This window comes from Rhizobacter sp., assembly GCF_032229685.1.
GTDB lineage: Bacteria > Pseudomonadota > Gammaproteobacteria > Burkholderiales > Burkholderiaceae_C > LMDS01.
In genome coordinates this window covers 90,193-111,761 of sequence record NZ_JAVTWP010000002.1, presented here as the reverse complement: position 1 = coordinate 111,761, position 21,569 = coordinate 90,193, and the positions used below count along the sequence as shown (strand labels likewise).

General features: G+C 62.8%; 20 protein-coding genes and 1 pseudogene. 7 read left to right on the top strand and 14 right to left on the bottom strand.

From position 1 onward, the window contains the following. Positions 1-485: 485 nt before the first annotated feature. Both AC30PD_RS00960 and AC30PD_RS00955 read right to left on the bottom strand, forming a co-directional pair. Positions 486-1,184 carry a tyrosine-type recombinase/integrase gene (locus AC30PD_RS00960; RefSeq protein ID WP_489533759.1) on the bottom strand — a complete coding sequence of 233 codons (699 nt, stop codon included), beginning with the start codon at positions 1,182-1,184 and terminating at the stop codon, positions 486-488. 327 nt (positions 1,185-1,511) lie between these two features. After that, entirely contained in the window at positions 1,512-1,745 is a 234-nt protein-coding gene (locus AC30PD_RS00955; RefSeq protein WP_489533758.1) for a helix-turn-helix transcriptional regulator, read from the bottom strand. 80 nt (positions 1,746-1,825) lie between these two features. On the opposite strand from AC30PD_RS00955, the gene AC30PD_RS00950 reads away from it, so the two are divergent. Beyond that, positions 1,826-2,236: a hypothetical protein gene (locus tag AC30PD_RS00950; RefSeq protein WP_489533757.1), complete on the top strand. Its 411-nt coding sequence runs from the start codon at positions 1,826-1,828 to the stop codon at positions 2,234-2,236. A gap of 567 nt (positions 2,237-2,803) precedes the next feature. On the opposite strand, the gene AC30PD_RS00945 is transcribed toward AC30PD_RS00950, so the two are convergent. Continuing rightward, positions 2,804-3,004: a hypothetical protein gene (locus tag AC30PD_RS00945; protein WP_489533756.1), complete on the bottom strand. Its 201-nt coding sequence runs from the start codon at positions 3,002-3,004 to the stop codon at positions 2,804-2,806. Positions 3,005-3,232: 228 nt separating this feature from the next. Next, the gene (locus tag AC30PD_RS00940) at positions 3,233-4,231 is read right to left on the bottom strand and encodes a DNA-binding protein (protein ID WP_489533755.1); all 999 of its coding nucleotides are present in this window, start codon (positions 4,229-4,231) and stop codon (positions 3,233-3,235) included. Positions 4,232-4,352: 121 nt separating this feature from the next. Here AC30PD_RS00940 and AC30PD_RS00935 point away from each other — a divergent pair, with 121 nt between their 5' ends. From AC30PD_RS00935 to AC30PD_RS00925, 3 genes are all read left to right on the top strand, one after another. Then, complete coding sequence (locus AC30PD_RS00935; protein WP_489533754.1) at positions 4,353-5,471, top strand: site-specific integrase; 1,119 nt, start codon at positions 4,353-4,355, stop codon at positions 5,469-5,471. 340 nt (positions 5,472-5,811) lie between these two features. Then, positions 5,812-6,033 carry an MbcA/ParS/Xre antitoxin family protein gene (locus tag AC30PD_RS00930; protein ID WP_489533753.1) on the top strand — a complete coding sequence of 74 codons (222 nt, stop codon included), beginning with the start codon at positions 5,812-5,814 and terminating at the stop codon, positions 6,031-6,033. 370 nt (positions 6,034-6,403) lie between these two features. Further along, entirely contained in the window at positions 6,404-6,583 is a 180-nt protein-coding gene (locus AC30PD_RS00925) for a hypothetical protein (protein WP_489533752.1), read from the top strand. A gap of 397 nt (positions 6,584-6,980) precedes the next feature. On the opposite strand, the gene AC30PD_RS00920 is transcribed toward AC30PD_RS00925, so the two are convergent. Genes AC30PD_RS00920 through AC30PD_RS00900 form a run of 5 tightly spaced genes read right to left on the bottom strand, consistent with a single transcriptional unit; the run spans position 6,981 to position 11,554 of the window. Continuing rightward, positions 6,981-8,084 (bottom strand): DUF8744 domain-containing protein, encoded by a 1,104-nt coding sequence (locus AC30PD_RS00920; protein WP_489533751.1) that lies wholly within the window; start codon positions 8,082-8,084, stop codon positions 6,981-6,983. 4 nt (positions 8,085-8,088) lie between these two features. After that, positions 8,089-8,433 carry a metal-sulfur cluster assembly factor gene (locus AC30PD_RS00915; protein WP_489533750.1) on the bottom strand — a complete coding sequence of 115 codons (345 nt, stop codon included), beginning with the start codon at positions 8,431-8,433 and terminating at the stop codon, positions 8,089-8,091. Then, on the bottom strand, positions 8,430-8,891 hold the full coding sequence (locus AC30PD_RS00910) for an RrF2 family transcriptional regulator (protein WP_489533749.1): 462 nt from the start codon (positions 8,889-8,891) through the stop codon (positions 8,430-8,432). Before AC30PD_RS00910 ends, AC30PD_RS00915 begins: the two co-directional genes overlap by 4 nt. A gap of 11 nt (positions 8,892-8,902) precedes the next feature. After that, complete coding sequence (locus AC30PD_RS00905) at positions 8,903-11,188, bottom strand: nitric-oxide reductase large subunit (protein WP_489533748.1); 2,286 nt, start codon at positions 11,186-11,188, stop codon at positions 8,903-8,905. Between the two features lie 48 nt (positions 11,189-11,236). Then, entirely contained in the window at positions 11,237-11,554 is a 318-nt protein-coding gene (locus AC30PD_RS00900; protein ID WP_489533747.1) for a DUF2249 domain-containing protein, read from the bottom strand. 305 nt (positions 11,555-11,859) lie between these two features. Here AC30PD_RS00900 and AC30PD_RS00895 point away from each other — a divergent pair, with 305 nt between their 5' ends. Next, complete coding sequence (locus AC30PD_RS00895) at positions 11,860-12,225, top strand: hypothetical protein (protein WP_489533746.1); 366 nt, start codon at positions 11,860-11,862, stop codon at positions 12,223-12,225. Between the two features lie 133 nt (positions 12,226-12,358). Here AC30PD_RS00895 and AC30PD_RS00890 read toward each other — a convergent pair whose 3' ends face one another. Genes AC30PD_RS00890 through AC30PD_RS00880 form a run of 3 tightly spaced genes read right to left on the bottom strand, consistent with a single transcriptional unit; the run spans position 12,359 to position 16,855 of the window. Next, complete coding sequence (locus AC30PD_RS00890) at positions 12,359-15,283, bottom strand: adenosylcobalamin-dependent ribonucleoside-diphosphate reductase (RefSeq protein WP_489533745.1); 2,925 nt, start codon at positions 15,281-15,283, stop codon at positions 12,359-12,361. Positions 15,284-15,308: 25 nt separating this feature from the next. Beyond that, a complete protein-coding gene (locus tag AC30PD_RS00885; protein WP_489533744.1) occupies positions 15,309-16,544 on the bottom strand; it encodes an NAD(P)H-dependent flavin oxidoreductase in 1,236 nt (411 codons plus the stop codon). Beyond that, positions 16,541-16,855, bottom strand: a complete 315-nt coding sequence (locus AC30PD_RS00880; RefSeq protein ID WP_489533743.1) for a DUF2249 domain-containing protein — start codon at positions 16,853-16,855, stop codon at positions 16,541-16,543. Before AC30PD_RS00880 ends, AC30PD_RS00885 begins: the two co-directional genes overlap by 4 nt. A gap of 406 nt (positions 16,856-17,261) precedes the next feature. Between AC30PD_RS00880 and AC30PD_RS00875 the strand changes: the two genes are divergently transcribed. Next, positions 17,262-18,818: a methyl-accepting chemotaxis protein gene (locus tag AC30PD_RS00875; protein ID WP_489533742.1), complete on the top strand. Its 1,557-nt coding sequence runs from the start codon at positions 17,262-17,264 to the stop codon at positions 18,816-18,818. A gap of 501 nt (positions 18,819-19,319) precedes the next feature. Here the strand turns inward: AC30PD_RS00875 and AC30PD_RS00870 are convergent. Further along, a pseudogene (locus AC30PD_RS00870) lies at positions 19,320-19,490 on the bottom strand (DUF3079 domain-containing protein); the annotation flags it as partial. Between the two features lie 11 nt (positions 19,491-19,501). Continuing rightward, positions 19,502-19,993 carry a DUF6306 domain-containing protein gene (locus AC30PD_RS00865; RefSeq protein ID WP_489533741.1) on the bottom strand — a complete coding sequence of 164 codons (492 nt, stop codon included), beginning with the start codon at positions 19,991-19,993 and terminating at the stop codon, positions 19,502-19,504. 274 nt (positions 19,994-20,267) lie between these two features. Here AC30PD_RS00865 and AC30PD_RS00860 point away from each other — a divergent pair, with 274 nt between their 5' ends. Further along, positions 20,268-21,557, top strand: coding sequence for an MFS transporter (locus AC30PD_RS00860; RefSeq protein WP_489533740.1), 1,290 nt, complete (start codon positions 20,268-20,270; stop codon positions 21,555-21,557). Positions 21,558-21,569 lie beyond the last annotated feature (12 nt).

Below are 21,569 nucleotides of genomic sequence, written 5' to 3'. Positions count from 1 at the left end.
TGTTAACTAATAGAGACGACGGACATATGCTCTCGCGCGCGAGTCTCACGTACCGAGTCGGGTGCCACAAAACTCCCCCGCGGATTGGGGCTAATTTGAACGACAAAGCACCCTACTGGTCCTCAAACGCCCCCCGCCGCCTCAGCGACCGGGCCTCAATCTAGCCCCGCGGCCTCTGTAAGGAGTCCGCAATCAACCCCCTCAGACCTTGCGGGCCGACGCCAAACTTACCCCTCAGCCGACGAAACTCTTCTGCAAACGCGCCCCGCAGCCTAAGAACTGGCCCCGTCGGGTTCAAGGTGTGAGTGGCTGCGATCTACAGTGGCATTTTGCGGACCGACACGTTCGAAGGACTGCTCGATCGGCCGCCCCGAGGCACCGAACTGAAGCAGGTGTCCGACCGAGGCCTTGTCGGACCGACGCCAGCGTCAGTCCAGACATCTGGCTCGGCAAGTGGAGCCAAGTCGCAACTCAAGGCCGAGCCCTCAAGTCCGGCGTGACGAACGCATCAGGCGGCTCAACCTATGGGGGCTGGACAGTCCCGCTCTTGTGGCCACGTCGTCCGGTGGCCAGCCGTCCTCCAACCAGCGAAGCAGGCAGCTATTGCGTAGCGACGTCGGGCCAGCATGCGTCCACCTGATTGTCGTCCCGCTCGGGCTGGACAAGCTTCGGGACACATGCTCGGCACAGATCTCCATCAGCGCCTTTGGAGTGAGGGATGCCTCGCCCCGCGTCGAAACGAACAGCGGATTTCCAGTGCCCTTGGCAACGTGCTCGCGCGTATGGAGCCAACGTGATACTGCAGCGGTTGTCTTCCATGCGAGCCTGACGGTCCGCGACTGAGCGGGTCGCCGCTGACTCCCGCGGATTTGCACGTATCCGATCCGGATTTCTGCAGGGTGCTTAGCGCCGTCCTCAGGGTCAAGGTTGACGTCCGCCACGGTGAGGGAGGCGACCTCCGATGCACTCAATGCATCCAGAAGAAAACACGCCAGGATCGCCCGATTTCGCACGGCGTGCCAGTCCAGAGCATCTGGCAGACACTGGACGAGCGCGTGATACTGTTCGTCTCGGAAGAAGGTCGACGTCGACGCTTCGGATTCCGGCACTGGCGGGTGATCAAGGCGAACGGGGTTCGCTCGGATCAGGCCACAGACTTTAGCGTGCGTGTACACGTCCGCCATGACCCTCGCGTATCTCCGCTGAGATACGGTACTTGGGTGATCGTCGCTCAGAGCGCGCGGCGTCATACCGCCAATGAAAGCTTGAACATTCCCCTCCGTGGCGTCTTCCCACTTCACGCCTTGATCGCTCAAGAAATTCAGCCAGCTGGTCCAAACTGACCGGTAGCCGGCAATAGTCTTTGCATTGACCTGGCGAGCGCGATCTTCGCGGGTGGCCCAAAGGTCAAATGGGGACATAGGTGTTGGGTCCAAGCCTGCTCTCTGTCCTCGTCATGCTGTCGGATCGATCAAGCGATCTTGCTGCGTGGATGTCGGCACCATCGTTGGTCAGGCGGGCGACAGCAAGTCGCAGACATCAACCTCAAGTGCGCGGGCTAGCCGTTCGATGTTGTCAAGCGAGACGTTTCTCTCGGACCGTTCGATCGAACCGACGTACGTACGGTGAAGGTCACAAAGATCTGCTAGCGCTTCCTGCGACAAGCCCTGCTCAAGGCGTGTCGCACGCAGATGCCGTGCAAGCCGGCGCCTAGCCGATTCGCGAAGTGAACCTTGCCCTTTCATGTAGGCAAGGTTGGCGTGATTGACGACTTTGCGTCTACAGACTTAAAGTAGCATGTTCAGTGACGGAGCCCCGTTTCGACATGGCGAAGATTCCACCCACGGACGTTCATGGACTGGCCGCCGAAGTCTGCAAAAAGCCCTACAGGTGCGCTCTGCCACTGTCGCTGCCCGATCACTGGGTGCGTCCGTTGGTACGCGACTTGCGCGAGATCGAGCAGATGAAGCGAGGGGACACCAGGGTCGAACCGCAGATGGCTGGCCCTCTCTTGGTTGCGATGCATGTAACCCGTGGAAGGATGAGTGAGCGGGGCCTGAAGCCGGATTTTTTCTTCTCAGAAGGGCAGATGGTGAGCTGGTTCCAGATGTACCAGTACTACATCGAGCGCGAGATGATCGCTAGGATCGTCGGTGTTCGGATGGTGGATGACGAAGAGTCGCTCTACGAAGCTCTCGACCACGAGATTGACCTACTGCGATCCTGTCCAAGCTAGACCCTCGCCCGAAGTGTCGCTGCTGCCCGCGTCCGATCACTGCTCGGAACCTACAACGACGAAGGGACCCTCACATAGCTGCCACTGAGCCTTATAGGCATGCGTATGACGCCTTCAGACGGACCAGCTATGCAGCTTCGATAAAGGAGTCCAAAGCATGAAACTGTGGACGGTTTGGCAGGACTACGGTGCGACGGGTGAGGGCCGAACTCTCATGGCGCGCATCGCCTACGCCCAGAACGCGCAGGAGGCGGTCGCTGGTTTCGGACAAGGTTCGGCCCATACTTTGCCAGTGGGGCCGAGGCGTTGGAGGGCGTGCCGGAGAACGAAGTGACAAAAGCGCTGTTCGCCCGAGCGGCGCTGAGGCGAGCCAGGCAAATGGAAGGTCGCGCGACTCTCGAGCTTTCAGCCAGCTTTCATTTCAACTTCGCCTGACTGTGCTCCTCACGGCCTCAAAAGCCTCGGCAGGCCCGACCGCGCCAGCCGTGCGCAAGCCGCGTCAATACCCTTCATCTGAGTCGCGCTCGATGAGTCCGACAACGCTTCGAGTCAGATTTGCACGCCCGCTCAACCGCAGAACCCAGCGCTGAGCATCTCGATGTAGCGGAGCACGTCAGCGGCCCTGCCTTCAGCAACCAATTGTGCTGGAGTTTTTCCGTCAAAGACGGACAGGGCCTCGTCGCTGTACCAGGCGGATGCGACGGCAGGATCAGAGTTCAATTCGGTAGCGGCGCGAAGGACGTTCTCTCTGTCGGTCATCGTGGACATGTGATGCTCGCTTTGTTGGGTCGAAGCCTGCCTATCGGATCATCAGCTACTTCTTCATCATGCCAGCGTCAGGGCGACCTCCTGTCTCGGAGAGGTCGAAGCGCTTGGCCGAGGTTTTCGAGGTCTCACGGGTTGCGGCTGGCACGGTGGATCCGAGACATTCTCCTGTCAATGCAAAACCCTGGCGCCGTCCTCAAAGTCTCATCGCCATTGGGGCGAACTTTTGCGTTACGCAGCCCGCTTGGCTGGCCGAGCCTTGGTTGCAGTGCTGCCAGCGCGTGAAGTGGCGCGGGACCGGATCGCCGAGATGATGCGTTCGGCCAGCGCTGTCTGCTGGTTAACGGCATGCGCGTCGCGATCCACAGCGACAAGCGACGCGCGCAGCGTCTCTGCGGTCGCAGCAAGTTGCTCGGCACGGCGCGTCAGATCCGACTCGCGCTCTTGCGCATTCCGAACTGCATCGATCTGACGGTCTACCTCAGCCTTGAGTCTGACGGTCTCCTCTGTGTGTTTCACGAGTTCGCTGCGGGCGGCGTCCTGTACCGCTTCCAGCTTTCGCTCGAGCGCATCGGCCCGCTTGTCCGCCTTGGCGCGTGCAACCCGCTCAGAGTCGATTTCCAGCGCAGCGCGGCGCTCGGCGGTGGCTGCGCGCTCGATTGCAAGGTCAGCCGTTCGCTTGGCCGTCGTGCGCGCTTCATCTGCCGCCTCTTCCGCTCGAACGACTCGAGCCTGAAGCTGCTCGATCTGTCGCAGTGCATCACCCAATCGCGCTTCTGCTGCCGAGCGCGCGAGGGCCTCCTGCTCTCGCAACGACTCGCGGTCGGTCAAGTCCGCGTGCAGCCTCGCGGCCTTGGCTGACGCCTCGAAGGCCGCGGCTTCGGCCAACCCGGCCCGTTCCTTCTCTGCCTCAACGTTCAAGATCGCCGCAGCCATGCCGTCCCGCAGTCGCTCGTCGAAGTCGCTCCTGCTTTCCGCCTGCGCTACCTCCCAGAGGTGCCTGGCGACTTGAATAATTGGATCTGGCAGATCGGGCGGTGCCGAAAACGCTCCCGGATCCTTGATCCGCCCGCCCAGGTTCTTGAACCATGTGTCGAGGTACGGACTGACCGTGTTCGGCGAACCACGCCCAATTTTTTGGCGCACGCGTTCGATCGTCGGCCTGGCACCCTCCAACAGCAGCGCATCGGATGCCGTCCAGACGTCGTTTTCGGTGATTCCTCGGGCCATGGTGGGTCTCCCACGTTTTGCAGGTTGCGCCGCCCTACTTTAGTCACGATAATAGATAGTTATCGCGATCTACGAAGACTATACGTTAGATATCATACAGTCACCACCATACAAATACGATATGAAAGCCACTGTCGCTAAACGCGGCGCCCCCGCAAACCTGATTGCTGTCGAGGTGCCCGAGACGGAAGTCGCCCCGCTTGATCCGGAACAACTGGGCCAGCTGGCGGAAGACGCCATGCGCAGGCTGCTGGCCGAAGGTGAGTCCGACAACACCATCCGCAGCTACCGGACGGCGCTGCGCTACTGGGCCGCCTGGTTCAGCTTGCGATACCGGCAACCCATCGCGCTTCCCGTGTCCGCGCCCGTCGTGATCCAGTTCATCGTCGACCATGCCCAACGAAGGACCGCTGACGGGCTTGCGTGCGAGCTGCCGCCGGCGATCGACCGCGCGATGGTCGAAGGAGGTTTTAAGGCGGCTTTGGGGCCCCCTGCCCTGGCGACGCTTGTTCACCGCGTCAGCGTGCTGTCGAAGGTCCATCAGCTGCGGTCGGTTCGCAATCCTTGCCAGGACCCGAAGGTCCGGGAACTGCTTGCCAAGACGCGACGGGCCTATTCGAAGCGCGGCGTCGTTCAGGACAAGAAGGCGGCACTGACCAAAGACCCTCTGGAGGCATTGCTTGCAACGTGCGACGACTCCTTGCGAGGGGTGCGCGACCGCGCCCTCCTCCTCTTCGCGTGGTCCAGCGGCGGGCGGCGACGATCGGAGGTGACAGCAGCCACCACCGACAACGTGAAGAAGATCGGCGCCAGAACCTATGTCTTCACGCTGTACCGCTCCAAGACTGATCAGGCCGGCACGAGCGGTCAGGACAACGACAAGCCGATCGTGGGGCCGGCGGCCGACGCGCTCGACGATTGGTTGGCCCGAAGCGGAGTGAAGTCAGGTGCCATGTTCCGGCGCATCCGCCGCGGCGACAAGGTTGGTGAACCGCTCTCCCCTGCGGCTGTGCGCGACATCGTGAAGACACGAGCGGCGCTGGCGGGGTTGGAGGAAGAGTTTTCCGCACATTCTTTGCGATCGGGCTTCGTCACCGAGGCGGCTCGCCAAGGTGTGCCGATTGGCGAAACCATGGCTTTGACCGGGCATGCGTCCGTGGCCACAGTGGTGGGGTATTTCCGATCGGCATCTGCGATTGGCAGCAAAGCTGCTCGGCTTCTTGGCGACGACCTAGCTTGATGCGATCGAAGTTCCGATTTCGCAGTCCGATTTGTCCGCGATCGCCCCCCGGCCCCCTCAAGGTGCAGTCGAGCGCCGCCGTATGAAGGTCAGCAAGTTGATCGAGACCGGCCCGTGCCCGCGTCGAGTACGTCGGCAGCCCACGACCCTTCGCCAACATCCGTTGCCCTGACCGCATCACCGCGAAGCCACCGTTCGGACCGACGCACATCCACCCGAGTGAGAGTCGCATCGGTGGGTGCACGCCGGTAAGCTGCACTTTGGCGGTTCGCCAGACAACACACCATCCGGGGTGCAACCGGGGCTTGCACCCCTGACGATGCTGGCGCAGAGTCCGCGCATGGACGATCCGGCCACCATCCCCACCACCACAGGCGAGCGTTACAGGCTCGTGGCATGCGAAGTCGCGGTCCAGCTCGGGCCCGAGGTGGCGGCGACGTACATGCAGACCAGGAATTTTGCGTTGGGTGGGCTCGTGCCCACCCAACTGCTGGCCACTGAAGAGGGCACCCGGCAGGTCCTTGCCGAGGTTTCTGCCCATGCAGACGGCGGGCCTCTGTGACAACCGATATGGCTGCTCCAGGGACTTACCTCTCGTTCTGCACGTCTAGCGAGTGGGTACTGTTTGCCATCCAACGCTAGACCTCGCCATGCTGCAGACAGGCGACAACTCAGACCACCGGATTGCCACATCATGGACACGTCAGTTTGCCTGGAATCGGTGCCGATTCGACGCACTCGACTCGGCTTCGAGTATGTAGTTTTGGAGGACGTCCCGTCGCCCTGGCGTGACCAGTGCTGGGCACACCTCGGAGATCTTCGTACACGGTTGATTGTTGATGGTGTCGGTCCGTCAGCACTTGTTCAAGACTGGCGTCTTTGGATCGAGTCGCTGTCCGGACAGTCGTGCTGAAGAACCTTGTGCCACGCCCATGAAAGCAAAGCTTGTTGAACTTCTTCAGCGCCTGTCGGAACTTCTGGGGCGCCTGCGACCACGGGCCTACGAGCCGGACGACGGGCCGCTCAACGACCAGCAGCTGGCCCAGATCCAAGAGATCGCCAGCCAGTCCATGCCGAAAGGCAAGCTGCTCAACGGCCAATCACTATTTTGATTGAGGCGAGCCTGTGGCTACATGAGTCCAGTGGACCATCGCCTCACTTAGCAGCAGACGGTCGCCAGCGACGTGTCCTGGCCGTCCAGCGCCGCCCATCGGACCCACGCGCTTGACCGTTTTGCCGCGGACAGCGGTCAGACGGACGCGAAAGTCAGCTGAGGGTCGGCCAGCAGCCGCTGGGCTATCGACTGGGAGCACCGGCACTCGACCCATTGCTGAAGTCCAGTCACTTGAAAAGCTGCCATCCGCCGCGAGCCGGCGCCAAGGCTTGGCGCCGAGAACCGGATAGGCGGTGTGTTGGGGACTACCTCGCCGGCCTGCGTACCCAGGTCGCAGAGACGCCAGATGGCCTGCGCGAGCGGATTTGCCGGGAGACCTGCCGCCTGAGATCAACTCAGACAGCCTTTCGTCTTCCCCAGGCGATGGCTGAAAGGACGACAGTTATGGCGAAGAGCAGTAAGGCGACAGCGTTGAGTTGCGCGCCGATCGCGCGAAGAGCAGGCTCCCATACGCCGACAACGACCCTGAGCAGCAGCGAAGCATGGAGAGCCAGGAGCGGGGCGTAGAACCATGGGCCAAACAGCAATTTCACACGGAGCACCGCGGGGAGGATGACGGGCGCGTGCCCCATCACCATGCTGACAATGAAGCCCAGCCCCAACGCGTGAAGCGCCAGGTCCCGACCAGGACAACCCAGCGCAACACCCATCCACGCCAGGCCTGCAACTGCCAGCCAGGCATAACCGGCAAGCAGGCAAACCGCCATGTAGCGTGGCAGACCCTTCGCGAAGAGGGTACGGCGCGCGATGTCGAAAGTTCCAAACCACAGCGCCAGCATCGGCAGCGCGCAGCCAAACAGCACGCCGCCGATGGCCGTCGAGGACGATAGCGCGGCACCAGCAAGCAGCAGCGCGACGATGGCCACCAGCACGGGCATCGCCACTGCGTGGCGCCGCGTCAAGCGTGTCATCTCCAGGCGCTCGGCCGCAATGGTCAGCACTGGAAGCGCGAACCACCAGGGCAGCGCGTCGGCCGGTCCGCGGCCGACTGCGAAGAGCACATTTCCAACCAGCCATGCGCACGACGCCAGCAGCAGCAGCGCTGTGTGTGGCGCGCGCTGACGCTGCAGGACGACGAGATGCACGGCGACCGAGACCAGGGCCGCGATGATGCCGAGTGCTGCTGCCACTTCGAAACGTCCGGCCAGCAAAGCGAGACTTCCCAGGCCAGCGGCCACGGGCGCGCCGAAGGCCCAGCGCAGGCGGACCGCCACCGCTCGTTCAATGGCGATGACCATGCCAAGGAAGCCCGACAGCATCAACGCAGCGTGCGCGCCGGCCGCCTGTGCAACGACGACGCTTCCATGAAGGAGCGACCAGCTTGCGCCGGCACGCAGTAAACCGCCTGCCACCGCTGACAGCAGCGACACCGCCACCAACAGCACAAATGCGGCAGTGGCGGCAAGGCGCAATCCTGTAGCCTGACGAGCCTTGGTCACGGGCTTATCCCATGAAGCGCCGGGCGCTCTCGCTCATCATCTCCGGCGACCAGGCCGGCTCCCAAACTATATTCACCTCGACCAGGCAGCCAGCGGGCAAGACGCGCTCGAGTTCGAACTCGACATCGTCCATGATCACCTCCGTCACGGGGCAGGCCGCCGATGTCATGGTCATCGTGACCCGTGCCGCCTCATCGTCGACCTCCACGCCGTAAATCAGCCCGAGGTCGACGACGCTCAGTGCCACTTCAGGGTCCACGACCTGTTTCAGCGCCGAGACGATCGTCTCCTGCAAATACTGCGGCCCTTGGTATGGAAATGGGCAGGCAGGTGCCGCTTCGGTATTCATGGACGCATCTCCTTTGGTGACTGTGGCTGCGGCGACAGAAGCTGGGCCAGGTTTTGCCGGCTGACCAACAGGTCGGCAAGCGTGTACCTGTCCAACGCAGCGTAGAAAGCGTCGTTCGCCTCCTTCAGCGCAGTTCGCATTTGGCAGACGCTGGAGATGACGCACCCGTGCGGATCCTTGCCGAAGCACTCGGCCGGAACGGACTCACCCTCGGACGCGCGTACCACCCGTCCAACGACGATGCGGTGCGCCTCCATGCCCAATTGCATGCCACCTCCCTTGCCGCGCATCGTGGCCAGCCAGCCCTGCAGGCCGAGAAAGTGGACGACCTTCGTCAGGCGGTTTTCTGGAACACCGTATGAGGTCGCTACCTCGGCGATGGTTGCCCGACGCATGGGCTCCATCGCCGAGTACATGAGCACGCGCAGGCTGTAGTCTGTGAAGGCGGTGAGTTTCATGGTCCCGCTGCCTATCGGCGCGAGAGAGCGGCATCCCCCAGATTTGCGCTGTGGCTCTTGCGCAGCGCCGGAGCGCGTCGAAGCAGCTTGATCGCATACAACGCCAGCAGCACTGCGCCGACCGCGAAGACGATGTCGCCCGGTACACGCATCCAGACGAGCGTCTCCATCACCTTCGAATGGATGATTTCGGGCGAGCGCGCGAACCAAAGGCCCTTGTCGATCGCAGCCCAGGCCTGGTAGATTCCCGCCGGCAGCAGCGACATGAAGACCATCATCGCAAGGCCGATGTTCAGGCCCCAGAACGCGGGCTTGAGCAGCCCGTCGGCGTGCAGGCCGCGCGCATACAGGTTGCGCAGGCAGAACAGCAGCAGGCCGATGCCCAGCATGCCGTAGACGCCGAACAGCGCGGCATGGCCGTGGGCCGCCGTCATGTTCAGGCCCTGCACGTAGTACAGCGAAGCCGGCGGGTTGATCGCGAAGCCCAGCACACCAGCGCCCAGCGTGTTCCAGAAGCCCACGGCGACGAAGCACATGATCGGCCACTTGTACGCGGCCAGCCACGGTGCGCCCTGACTACGGCGATAGGTCTGCAGCGCTTCCAGGCCGATCATTGCGAGCGGCACCACTTCCAGCGCCGAGAAGACGGCGCCGACCGAGATCACCGACGTCGGCGTGCCGGTGAAGTACAGGTGGTGCAGCGTGCCCAAGATGCCGCCGAACAGGAACACGATGGTTTCGGCGACGATGGCGCGGTTGGCGCTCGTCGTGCGCACCAGGCCCAGCTTCGTGAAGATCAGCGCGATGACCGCGGTGGCGAAGACTTCAAAGAATCCCTCGACCCAGAGGTGGACCAGCCACCAGCGCCAGTATTCGACCATCGAGTAGTGCGTCTTCTGACCCCACATCAGGCTGCTGGCATAGAAGCCGCCGATGCAGGTGGCGGACAGGAAGACCATCGCGATCAGGCCGCGGGTCTCCGACGGCTTCTTCAGCGCCGGCCACAGCGCACGGCCCAGCAGCAGCAGCCAGAACAGCAGGCCGACGAACAGAAGGATCTGCCAGACGCGGCCCATGCTGGTGTACTCGAGGCCCTGGTTGCCGATCCAGAAGCTGTAGTCGAAGCCCATGTGCTGCAGCGTGCCCAGCCAGCCGGTGGCGGTCGAGCCGACGACAATGGCGATCAGCGCCCAGAACAGCACGTCGACGCCGAGCTTCTGGTACTTCGGCTCGGCACCCGACAGCAGCGGCGCGACGAACAGGCCGGTGGCGAGCCACGCGGTGGCGATCCAGAACACACCGACCTGCGTGTGCACCGTACGGCTGACGACGTAGGGCAGAACTTGTCCCAGTGGGATGCCGAAGAAGGCCTGGCCCTCGACCGCGTAGTGCGCGGTGATGGCACCCATGCCGATCTGCAGCATCAGCAAGCCGATGACGGCGAAGAAGTACTTGCGCGTGGCCATCATCGACGGCGTGGCGACAGCGCCGAGGAAGGGGTCAGTCTTCGGCAGTTCGGGGTCGGCCTCGTGCTTCGTGCTGCCGTGGACCCACAGCATCGCGCCGATGCCGGCGATCAGCAGCACGATGCTGACCATCGACCACATCGCCGCCGATCCGGTCATCGTGTTGCCGACCAGCGGCTCGTGCGGCCAGTTGCTGGTGTACGAGAGGTTGCTCTCGCCAGGACGGTCGGTGGCAGCGGCCCAGGCCGTCCAGAAGAAGAACGCGGCCAGCGACTGGCGATCCACCTTTTGCGGCAATGCACCGTCACTCATCGCGTACTGCTCGCGCAGCGCGTGCAACGACGGGTCGCTGCTGAAAAGCGTCTCGAAGTGCTTGGCGGTTTCGCGGATGGCCTGCGCGCGTTCCTTGCTGACCGTGATAACGCCGCTGGCGTCGTCATACCGGTTGCGCCGCATCTCGTCCTTCAGCGTGACGGCAATGGCCGCACGCTCGATGGCCGTAGGCGGTGCCAGCGACGTGGTTTGCTGCACGGTGCGGATGGCCTGAAGAGCCAGCGCCTCGCGGTGCAGCCAGTCGGCCGACCAGTCGGGGGCGACATAGCTGCCGTGGCCCCAGACGGTGCCCAGTTGCTGACCGCCCGCCGACAGCCAGGCCTGCTGGCCGCTCTGCACTTGTTTGCCGGTGAAGATCGTCGAGCCGTCCTCGGAGACGACGGCCTTCGGTATCGGGGGCGCGGTCAGGTAGATCTGGTATCCGATGAAGCCCAGGGCTCCGAACGACAGTACGAAGATCAGGCCCAGCCAGCGCCAGAGCCGGTGGTTGCTTTTCATGAGATTCTTTCTTGGAAAAGGGTTGACTGCTGACGCAAGCCTTGAACCTCAGGCCCCACCACAGGCGCCGCAGCACGAACCCTTGCCGTGCGCACTTTCGACTCTTGCGATCTTCGAAATGCGAACGCGCCAAACCGGCCCTCGTTCGAGGTAGTCCCAACCGAATCCGCCAGGCTGCTCAGCCTGGAAGTGGTCGTACAGAGGCAACGGGTCATGGTCATTGATCAGCTCCAACGATTGACCCGTGGCCAGCGCGCGGAATGTGGAGAAGATCAGCGGATGACGGTCGCGCGGGGAGATGGCGCGAACATCGATGCTGGCGTTAGTCACAGCTTCGGGCGGTGAAATCATGGATTGGGTGGTCATAGAAGTTCCGTTCGGTAGGTGATTAAAGATGTATAGCGTATGCATCTATAGTAGGAGGGCCCTCCATCGCATTCATTGATTTAGGTCAAAGTGATTGGCAAAGTCCGGTCGGGCGCATTGCGCACTTGGGCCCGTGCTTCGCTGATGCTGCCTGCTCAGCAGACAATGAACCACGCCGGTCAGCCGGGCTGATCAGTTGAGGTGCGATCCTCCCGCGCCGGTGTGTGGCAGAAGACAGTGCAGCACGCCAGCTTGGAGTCTCCAAGCCACAACCGCTCCGCCTATCGGAAGCAGCAAAAACAGCGATGCCATACAAGCTGGTCTGGGAACTCAGGGGGATCGTCGTCGAATTTTCGGGCGACGTTTCCATACGTGACATGCAGAAGGCCGCCGAGCAGTACACCGGCGACATCCGTTTCGACCACCTGAAATTCGTCATCGCCGACTACTCCCGGATCACCTCCTGCGTCGAGAATCCATCGGAGATCGAAGCCGTCTGGGTTCTAGACTACGGCGCGAAGCGTTCCAACCTCGACGTTCGCAAAGCAGTGGTCACCACGAATGCCAGGGTGATCGACTTGGCCGATTTCTACGTGGAAAGACTGGGCGGCGCGTTTCCCGTGAAGATTTTCCCGACACAGGTCGAAGCAAGAAGTTGGCTCAGCCCTTGAGCCTTGAGCCGAACTCGCATTTGACGCAAAAGGTCCGGACGGACGGTGGCTTGTTGTTCCCTACCAGCCAGCACGACAGGACGGACTGAGCGGTCGGGGCTTACACGGAGACCGCCGGGGCCGCCGAAAACCCTCATCCGCACTGGCCGATGGCACCGCAGGCGGTACAGAACTCACACCCATCTTTGTGGATAACGGTCGCGTTGCCGCACTCGGAGCAGACCTTGCCGGCGAAGACATGGTCCCGAGCGGGCACGTCGCCTGAGGATTCGAGCACGCCCATGTCGCGCAGCGGAAAGCCGCCTTCGTCAAGAACGCCGAGCAGGGCGTAACGGTGAATGATCAGGCGGGCGATATAGGCCACCGTCGAAGGCCAGGTCTGTTGGCGGCGCTCGCCGTTCGGCAGCCCGGGCACGAACGCCATGAAATGGCCGAGGGGTTCCGCGTAGTTCAGCAGCTTGCGCAGCTTCATGCCGATCCAGGCCGGGTCGATCACACGCATGTCGAGCGACAGCAGTCGTGCCAGGCCGTCGAGCGCGCGAGGATAGTTGCCGGAGAACCCGACCGCGCAGGGCCGCGTGACCGTGGTTCCGCCGCTGCCGGGCAGCGTCACCTCCTTGAGCGTCACCGTGAACTGCTCCCCGGTGCCTGCGTTGTCGATATCGACAGACCACGCCAAGGTGCCCGACGGGCCCGTGTGTGGCTCGGCGATGCTGAACATCGCGTCCATCACCGGGGTCGGGCTGGCGCTGCCGGCACGCGGCAACGCATTGAGTTGCTCGCAACGCCAACGAATCACCGCTGCGGTCGCCGCGACGACGCCGGGAAACAGCCGTCGTTCGCCGCGCGGTGGAAACGGCATCTCGAAGGCGCGCTCCTCGGCCACCGTCGCCAGTGAGTCGAGCTTCAGTTGCAGCCACGCCGCGTCATTGGCACGCAGGTCCATCGACAAGGTTTTTGCGAGTGCGCCCAAGCCGCGGGGCTGCTCCGCACCGTTGACCCAGACCTCGAACGGCTGTGCGGATTGACCGTCCGCAGCGGCGAGTTCGCCAACGAAGAGTGCAAAGTCGCCAAACGGATGGTGGACCATGAAGGTCCACGCCGTGTTACCCGCGGGCAGTTCGGGCCGACCAGGCCATCGCAGCGAGGACAACACCGGTGCCGGCAGGCGGTCGAGCGCCAGTCGACGGTTGGCACCGTCTATGCGCAGGGTCACTTCGGGGGAGGCGTCGCCCGGCGGCGTGACGCTCAACACCGAGCCGAGCACGCTGTTGGGCCGGTAGGTGGCCAAGCCCTTCAGGCCGGACCGCCAGGCCTCCAGGTAGAGGTCCTGAAAGTCTGTGTAGGGGTAATCCGCCGGCACGTTCACGGTCTTCGAGATCGCCGTGTCGATGAACGGTGCCACGGCCGACACCATCGCGCTGTGCGACTGCGCGCTCATCTCCAGGGCGGTCACGAAAGCTGGCGTCAACGGTGCCGCTTCGCCCCTCAGGTGCCGGTACAGACGCCAGGCGTGATCTTCAACGGCGTACGCCTTGTGGCTACCGTCGGGCATGCGCTTCTTTCGCGTGTAGCTCCAGCTGAAGGCGGGCTCGATGCCATTGCTCGCGTTGTCCGCAAAGGCCAGGCTGATCGTTCCAGTGGGTGCGATCGACAGCAGATGCGAGTTGCGCAGCCCTTGAGTACGGATGCGGTCGCGCAGCGCTGGCGGCAGACGAGATGCAAACGTGGCGCCGCTGAGGTACAGATCGGCGTTGAACAGGGGAAAGGCGCCGCGCTCAGCGGCCAAGTCCACCGATGCCTCGTACGCCGTGCCGCGCAACAATTCGGCGATGCGCCGCGCCATGCTGCGCGCCGCCTCGGTGTCATAGCGCAGGTTCAGCATGATCAGCGCATCACCAAGCCCCGTGAAGCCGAGCCCGACGCGACGCTTGCTGCGCGCTTCTTCCTGTTGCTGCGGCAGTGGCCACACCGACACGTCCAGCACGTTGTCGAGCATGCGGACCGCAACGCGCGCCACATCGGCGAACGCAGACTCGTCGAACCATGCGTTGCCTTCAAACGGCAGGCGCACAAATCGCGTCAGGTCAATCGAACCGAGGCAGCAGCAGCCGTATGGCGGCAGCGGTTCCTCCGCGCAGGGGTTGGTCGCAGCGATGGTCTCGCAGTACGACAGGTTGTTGTCGCGATTGATATGGTCGAGGAACAGCACGCCTGGCTCAGCGTGGTCGTAGGTCGACCGCATGATCTGGTCCCACAGTTCGCGCGCTACAAGGCTGCGGTAGACCCAGAGGCCACCCTCCGCCGCACTCTGCAGATAGGCACCCGCTTCGCGTTGCGCCACCCCGGGTTCGGCACGGTGCAACAGCTTCACTTCGCCGCCATCCTGGACGGCCGCCATGAAGGCGTCGGTCACGCCGACCGAGAGGTTGAAGTTCTTCAGATCGCCGCCGTCCTTGGCACGAATGAACTCCGAGATGTCGGGGTGGTCGCAGCGCAGCACGCCCATCTGGGCGCCACGACGCGCGCCGGCCGACTCGACGGTTTCGCATGACCGGTCGAAGACGCGCATGTAGCTGACCGGTCCCGAGGCGCTGCTCTTCGTGCTGCCCACCCAGGCGCCGCGAGGCCGGATGCGGGAGAAGTCGTAGCCGACACCACCGCCGCGGCGCATGGTCTCGGCCGCTTCGGTCAACGCAGTGTAGATGCCAGGGTGGCCGTCTTCCTCCTGCGAGATCGAGTCTCCCACCGGCTGCACGAAGCAGTTGATCAGGGTGGCCGACAGCCCCGTCCCCGCCGCCGACTGGATGCGGCCGGCCGGCACAAAGCCGGCGCGCAGCGCTTCGACAAACCGAGATTGCCAGTGCGCGCGCTGCGTCGGCTCCTCAGCCTGTGCCAAGGCTCGTGCGACGCGCTGGTTCACGTCCTCGATCGAGGTCTCCCGGTCCTTTGCGTACTTCTCCAGCAGGACTTCCGTGCTGATGTCCTGCGCCGGGAGGTCGTTCGATTCGGATGGGGTTGCGGTTGTGGTTGTGTTTTCGATTGCGTGCAAGTGCATGTACAGATATCTCGGTGAATCAATTTCACGAAGAGACGGTCTCTTCGCAGGGTGTAAGGAGTCGCGTCATCAGGACCTGAACGGTGGGAATATCTCGGCCGAACGGCAACGCTCCAACACCGCGGAAGAACAGGCCCTTCTTGACGTCGCCTCGAAGGGCAGCGGCCAGTTGCTTGTCGATGCAGAACTGACCCCAGCCGGCCAGGCCGTCGCGCAGACCACATTGCGCCAGGCAATCGAAGGCGAGCGTGCAGCGTGGTTTGACGTGGGCGACGCTCTGCAACCTGGCCTCGGCAGCGAGGTAGTTGCGGAGCCACGGCGTCAACACTGCCCGCGCGGGCAGCCCGGCGACGCTGGTGAACTCGACCATGTCTTCGTCCCGGGCTTCGGCCAGCACCCGCTTGAATTCGACATGGGCATCGCATTCCACAGTGACTGCGAACGGCGTGCCCAACTGCACCGCGGCCGCACCCAGTGCCTGCACACGGGCAATGTCCTCGAAGCGGCGGATGCCACCCGCCACGATCAGAGGTATGGCGCGCTCAAGGCCCGCAGCACGCAGGAACTCGAGCGTCTGCGGAATGACATTCTCGAATTCGAAGCGCGGGTCATTCAGGTCGGCAACCTTTGCCGCACCCAGGTGTCCGCCCGCCAGTCGCGGATGCTCGATCACGATCGCATCCGGCATGCGCTTCTTGCGCTCCCACTTGCGCACAACGAGTTGAACGCCGCGAGCATCTGACAAGATCGGCACGAGCAAGGCGTTCGGGTGGTCTCGGGCCAGTTCTGGGAGATCGAGAGGCAACCCTGCGCCAACCACCACCGCGTCGATGCCGCACTCCAGCGCCCTTGTCACGGAGGGCCCGTACTCGCTCACGGCCCGCATGACGTTGATCGCAAGCAGCCCGCGACCGCCCGAGAGCACGCGCGCAGCGCAGATCTCGCGCTCAAGGGCCTCCAGATTGGCCTCGTCGATGGCCAGCTTGGCTGCCGCCGTGGCCGCCGCGCCGGGAGCGAGTCCGCGCGTGCGCTCCATCAAATCGGGATGATGACGGCGCAAGTCGACCGACGATATCGTGCCCACCGCACCCAGCGCCGCCACGCTTCCTGCCAGCTTGTGTGCCGACACGCCCACGCCCATGCCGCCCTGAACGATGGGCAGCAATGTTCGCCCACCCAGTTCCAGGGTGTTGAGACCGTTGTGGCGGGCCAGGTCCAACAGGTCGGCGGCCACATCGGGAAAGTGCTCCGGGACCCTCATGAAGCCGTCCCCGTTCGACCGCCACAGGTGCCGCAACACTGACCGTCGGACCACCACGTGGCGAGGCGGCCGATCTGCACGCGCCAGACCTGAGGCCCGGCCTCGATGCAGATCCAGGTGAAGCCGCTTGGCAGTTCGGCGCGAAGCTGCGAAAACAGTCGCCTTGGTTCGTGGTCGCACACGAGCAGCATCGACTCGCCGACGCAAAGGCGATGGAAGGTAGACAGGATCAACGGGTCGCGCTCGCCCGGAGCGACGCACCGCGTATCGAGCGTGCTCGTCGCGATCGATTCAACACTGGATGTGCGCAAGATTGCTCCTTTTGGGCCACCAGATCATAAACATGCACCAAGTATGCATCTATTATTGCGGCTGTAGCAACCAGGAAGATCAAACCGCAAGCCGCCGATGCCCAGCATTCAAAGAACAGTGATTTGCGCAGGTGAAAGCGACGAGTCCGGCAACGCGTGGGTGGCCCACTCTCCGAAAGATCACGTGCGCCACAAGCCAATTCATTTGACCCAGATCAACCCGCTATCAACTGCAGATCAATGAGTGCGATGGAATGCCGACACAGAACCGAAGTCCGCGAACTGAAGCGTTCCCGCACCAGTTCATCCGTCCAGGAGTTGGTCATTGCGCCAAGGCAGATGATTCGAACAGTTTCCCAGCGGCCTTCAGAGCGGGCGCATTGCCCGAGGCCACAAGAGAGATGCAATGAACAAATTGAAGGTATCTACCCGACTGACCGTTCTGGTTGGCGCACTGCTCTTGTTGCTGGTGTCGATCGGCGGCCTCGGTCTGTATGGCCTCGAGAACTCCAATGTCGCACAGCGAACGATGTTCGAAGATCGAACGGTGCCCGCCGGGCAGCTCGGTGAGATCAGAAGCTTGCTGTTGCGCAACCGCCTTGCCATCGCCATCGCGCTCGTCACGCCGACGCCTGAAGTTCTGAAGGAACGTGCGGACCAAGTCGATTCAAACATCGCCACCATCACGAAGATCTGGAACGCCTACACGGCGACCAAGATGACGAATCAGGAAGAAGGTTTGGTCAAGGATTTTGCGGAGCACCGCGCGGCGTTTGTGAAGGAGGGCTTGCTACCCGCGGTGGCCGCCATGCGCTCGAACAACGTGGAACAAGCCAGGGCTCTGACGGTACAGAAGATCCGACCGCTATTTGGGCCCGTGGACAAAGACATCGACGCTCTCGTGAAACTTCAGGTCGACGAAGCCAAGAAGGACTTCGAAGAGTCCGCGTCGAGCAACAGCGTCATCCACAGGGTCGCTGTGTGGGCAATCGTTGCCGGCGGATTGTTTGCCGCGGCGTTCGGCTTCGCCTTGGTGCGGTCCATTCGACGCGAGTTGGGAGCCGAGCCAGCGGAAGCTTCTGCACTCGCCCGCAGGGTTGCCGTCGGCGATCTGAGTCTGGCCATCGCCATACGCGAAGGTGACAGCAGCAGTTTGATGGTGCAGTTGAAAGCGATGCAAGCGAGTCTGGCAATGGTCGTGTCCAACGTGAGGCACAACGCCGACTCTGTGGCGACAGCCGCGGCTGAAATTGCCCAAGGGAACAACGACCTTTCGAGCAGAACCGAGCAGCAGGCCGCGGCGCTGGAGCAAACGGCCGCGTCGATGGAGCAGTTGAGTGCGACCGTGACGCAGAATGCGGATCATGCCCGGCAGGCCAATCTGCTTGCCCATGATGCCAGTCAGGTGGCCGCTGAGGGTGGGGCAGCGGTCGGGCGGGCAGTGGAGACCATGAAAGAGATCAACAGCAGCTCGAAGCGCATCGCCGACATCATCGGCGTGATCGACGGCATAGCGTTTCAGACCAACATTCTCGCGTTGAACGCGGCGGTAGAAGCGGCGCGTGCCGGAGAGCAGGGCCGTGGCTTTGCCGTCGTGGCCAGTGAGGTTCGGAGCCTGGCAGGGCGATCGGCCGAAGCAGCGAGGGAGATCAAGAGTCTCATCACCGCCAGCGTCGAACGGGTCGAACACGGCGCCGCGATGGTTGATCAGGCGGGCGTCACCATGAATCAGGTTGTCAGTTCCATCCAACGCGTGACCGACATCATGGGTGAAATCAGCATCGCAAGCACTCAGCAAAGTGAAGGTGTCATGCAGGTGGGCGAGGCCGTGAGCCAGATGGATCAGGCCACGCAGCAGAACGCCGCGCTGGTTGAAGAGAGCGCTGCCGCTGCGGAGAGTTTGAAGACGCAGGCGCAGCAGTTGGTGCGGTCCGTGGCGGTGTTCAAGCTAGTCGCGCCTTAGACTCGAGCCGCTTCCTTGAATTCGCGGACTTCGGTGGCGAGTCAGATCTTCACCGATTCAGTTGAGGTGCCGTGTGTGCTGCCACCACTCTCAACACGGTCGCCCATCAATGACAGCCTGCGCGATCTCGAAGCCAGTGCATATGGCCGCGTCCAGCGTCGAGTCGTCAGTCACATACTCGACTGTTTGTGTATGCAGATTGTGCGGCGAGCGGTGAATGCGCATCACGATGTGACTTCCCTGCTGAGCACTGTTGAGCGTTACTTCGAGGTCCACTTTCGTGCCGTTCCGGGAGCTTTGAACATGTCGATGAAGTAGCTGCCGCGCAGGGGGCATACCTTCGCCGGCTTCACTCGACGGTGCTGGCGGTGATGGCGGATCGGATTCGTTTCGGCGTTGAGCTCGCTGCTCCGCCGCCGGTGATTCCGCAGCCGCTTGAATGCACGATGTGCCGAACCTCATCGCCCAGTCCGTATTCTTCAGGATTTCAGGAATTTCGGTATCCAAGCCCCAGGTCATCCAGTCTTCGCCGAACAGTTCCGATGGATGCGGCGTCACGACGCTACCGTTGCCACACATCATCGAGTCCGCGGGGCAGTACTTGTCGCAGCCCCAGCAGATACGCTCGGGATGCGAGGGATGGATCGGGAATTTCTTGACCGCCGCTGTCATTCTCAGCCTCGTCACGCCACCCCGACAATTGGTCGGGCGTCGACAAGTCCGATGTTGTGATGGTGCGCTTCCAGCATCGCGGCCAGTTCTGACCGGACATGCGCGTCCTCAATTCTTGGTATCAGCGCTTGCAGCTTGCGCACCACCCACGCCTGTCCGCGGTTCAGGAAGGTCAGGCGTTGCTGCACGTCGGTGATCGCCATCGCCTTGCCCCAGAACGCGCCAGTGGCGCTCGACGATTCGCCTTCCAACGCCTTGATCGTGCGCATGAGCATGCCGCACCACCGAACCTCATCCTTGTGAATGTCCTGAACCAGCGCTGCCAACTCGGAAGATTGGATTTCGCGCACCGTCTCCATGGCGACACGCGCGCCAGCGCGTTCAGCCTCCAACAATTCGTTCAGCGCTGCCAGCAGTTCTTCTCGTGGCACAGGCGAAGCGACGGCAGCCGCGGCTGGAGCGACGCTGGCTGAAGCGGCCTGCGGCTTTGAATCGATGGTCATGGTTTCCGTCCAATCACGGTGAGCAGCTACTAAAGCGGTATGCGGTGTGCATGTTATCGACTCGCATATCGCTGCGCCAGTCTGAGAAGAGTTCGGCTCGCTCTGCATTGATGCAGATCAAGTCCGAGGCCAAGGAGGGCCTGAGTAGTTCTTCGGAACTATGCGGCGGGTGGCGGGCATCGTTCTCTTGGCGCACCAGCAATAGCCGCTGGAGGGATGTTCGGCAAGGACGCACCGAAGCACAGTCTCGTCATACACCGGACGAGTCTTGTTCATGGTCACTACTACAACTTCTCCCCCCATCCCGCGGCAGGCCTGGTCGGTCCTGATCGTCAGCACCCTCGCCTTCACCGTCTGCTTCATGGTGTGGATGATGTTCGGCGTCATCGGCATTCCGCTGAAGAAGACCTTGGGGCTCAACGCCACCGAGTTCGGCCTCCTAACGGCGATGCCTGTACTGACAGGCTCCCTGATCCGCGTTCCGCTGGGCATCTGGACCGACAAGTACGGCGGCCGCATCGTGATGACCGTGCTGATGGCGGCGACGGTGCCGGCCATCTGGCTGATGTCCTACGCCACGGCGTACTGGCACTTCCTGGTCATCGGACTCTTCGTCGGCCTGGCGGGCGGTTCCTTCTCGGTTGGCACACCCTACGTAGCGCGCTGGTTTCCCAAGAGCCGGCAGGGCATGGCGATGGGTGTCTACGGCGCCGGCAATTCGGGTTCTGCGGTCAACAAGTTCGCAGCACCTGCGCTGCTCGTGCTGGGCGGCTGGACATTGGTCCCCCAGGTCTACGCCGCAGTGATGCTCGGGACGGTCATCCTGTTCTGGCTGGGCAGCAGCAGCGATCCGAAGCATCTGGTGCCGTCGAACACCAAGTTCAGCGACCAGCTCAAGATGTTGAAGGACCCGAGGGTGCTGAAGTACTGCCAGTACTACAGCATCGTCTTTGGCGGCTATGTGGCGCTGGCCTTGTGGATGGTGCAGTACTACGTCGGTGAGTTCGGCCTGTCGATCCAGACGGCGGCGCTGCTGGCGGCCTGCTTCTCGCTGCCGGGCGGCGTGCTGCGCGCCGTCGGCGGCATTCTTTCCGACAAGTTCGGCGCGCACCAGGTGACCTGGTGGGTGTTGTGGGTGAGCTGGGTCTGCCTGTTCCTCTTGAGCTACCCGCAGACCGACTTCACGATCCTGACCGTCAACGGCGCGAAGACGTTTCACGTCGGGCTGAACGTCTACACCTTCACCGCGCTCATGTTCGTGCTCGGCATCGCCTTCGCCTTCGGCAAGGCCAGCGTCTTCAAGTACATCGGCAACGACTTCCCCACCAACATCGGCACCGTCAGCGGCATCGTGGGCCTGGCCGGTGGCATGGGCGGATTCGTGCTGCCGATCATGTTCGGCGCGCTGATGGACCTCACCGGCGTCAGGTCCAGTGCCTTCATGCTGCTCTACGGCGTGGTCTGGGTTTCGCTGATCTGGATGTACTGGACCGAAGTCCGCAAGACCGAAATGATGGGCCAGAACGCTCCGGCGTCGCCCATGTCGCGCAGCTTCGCGCGCTGAGCTCTCTGGAGA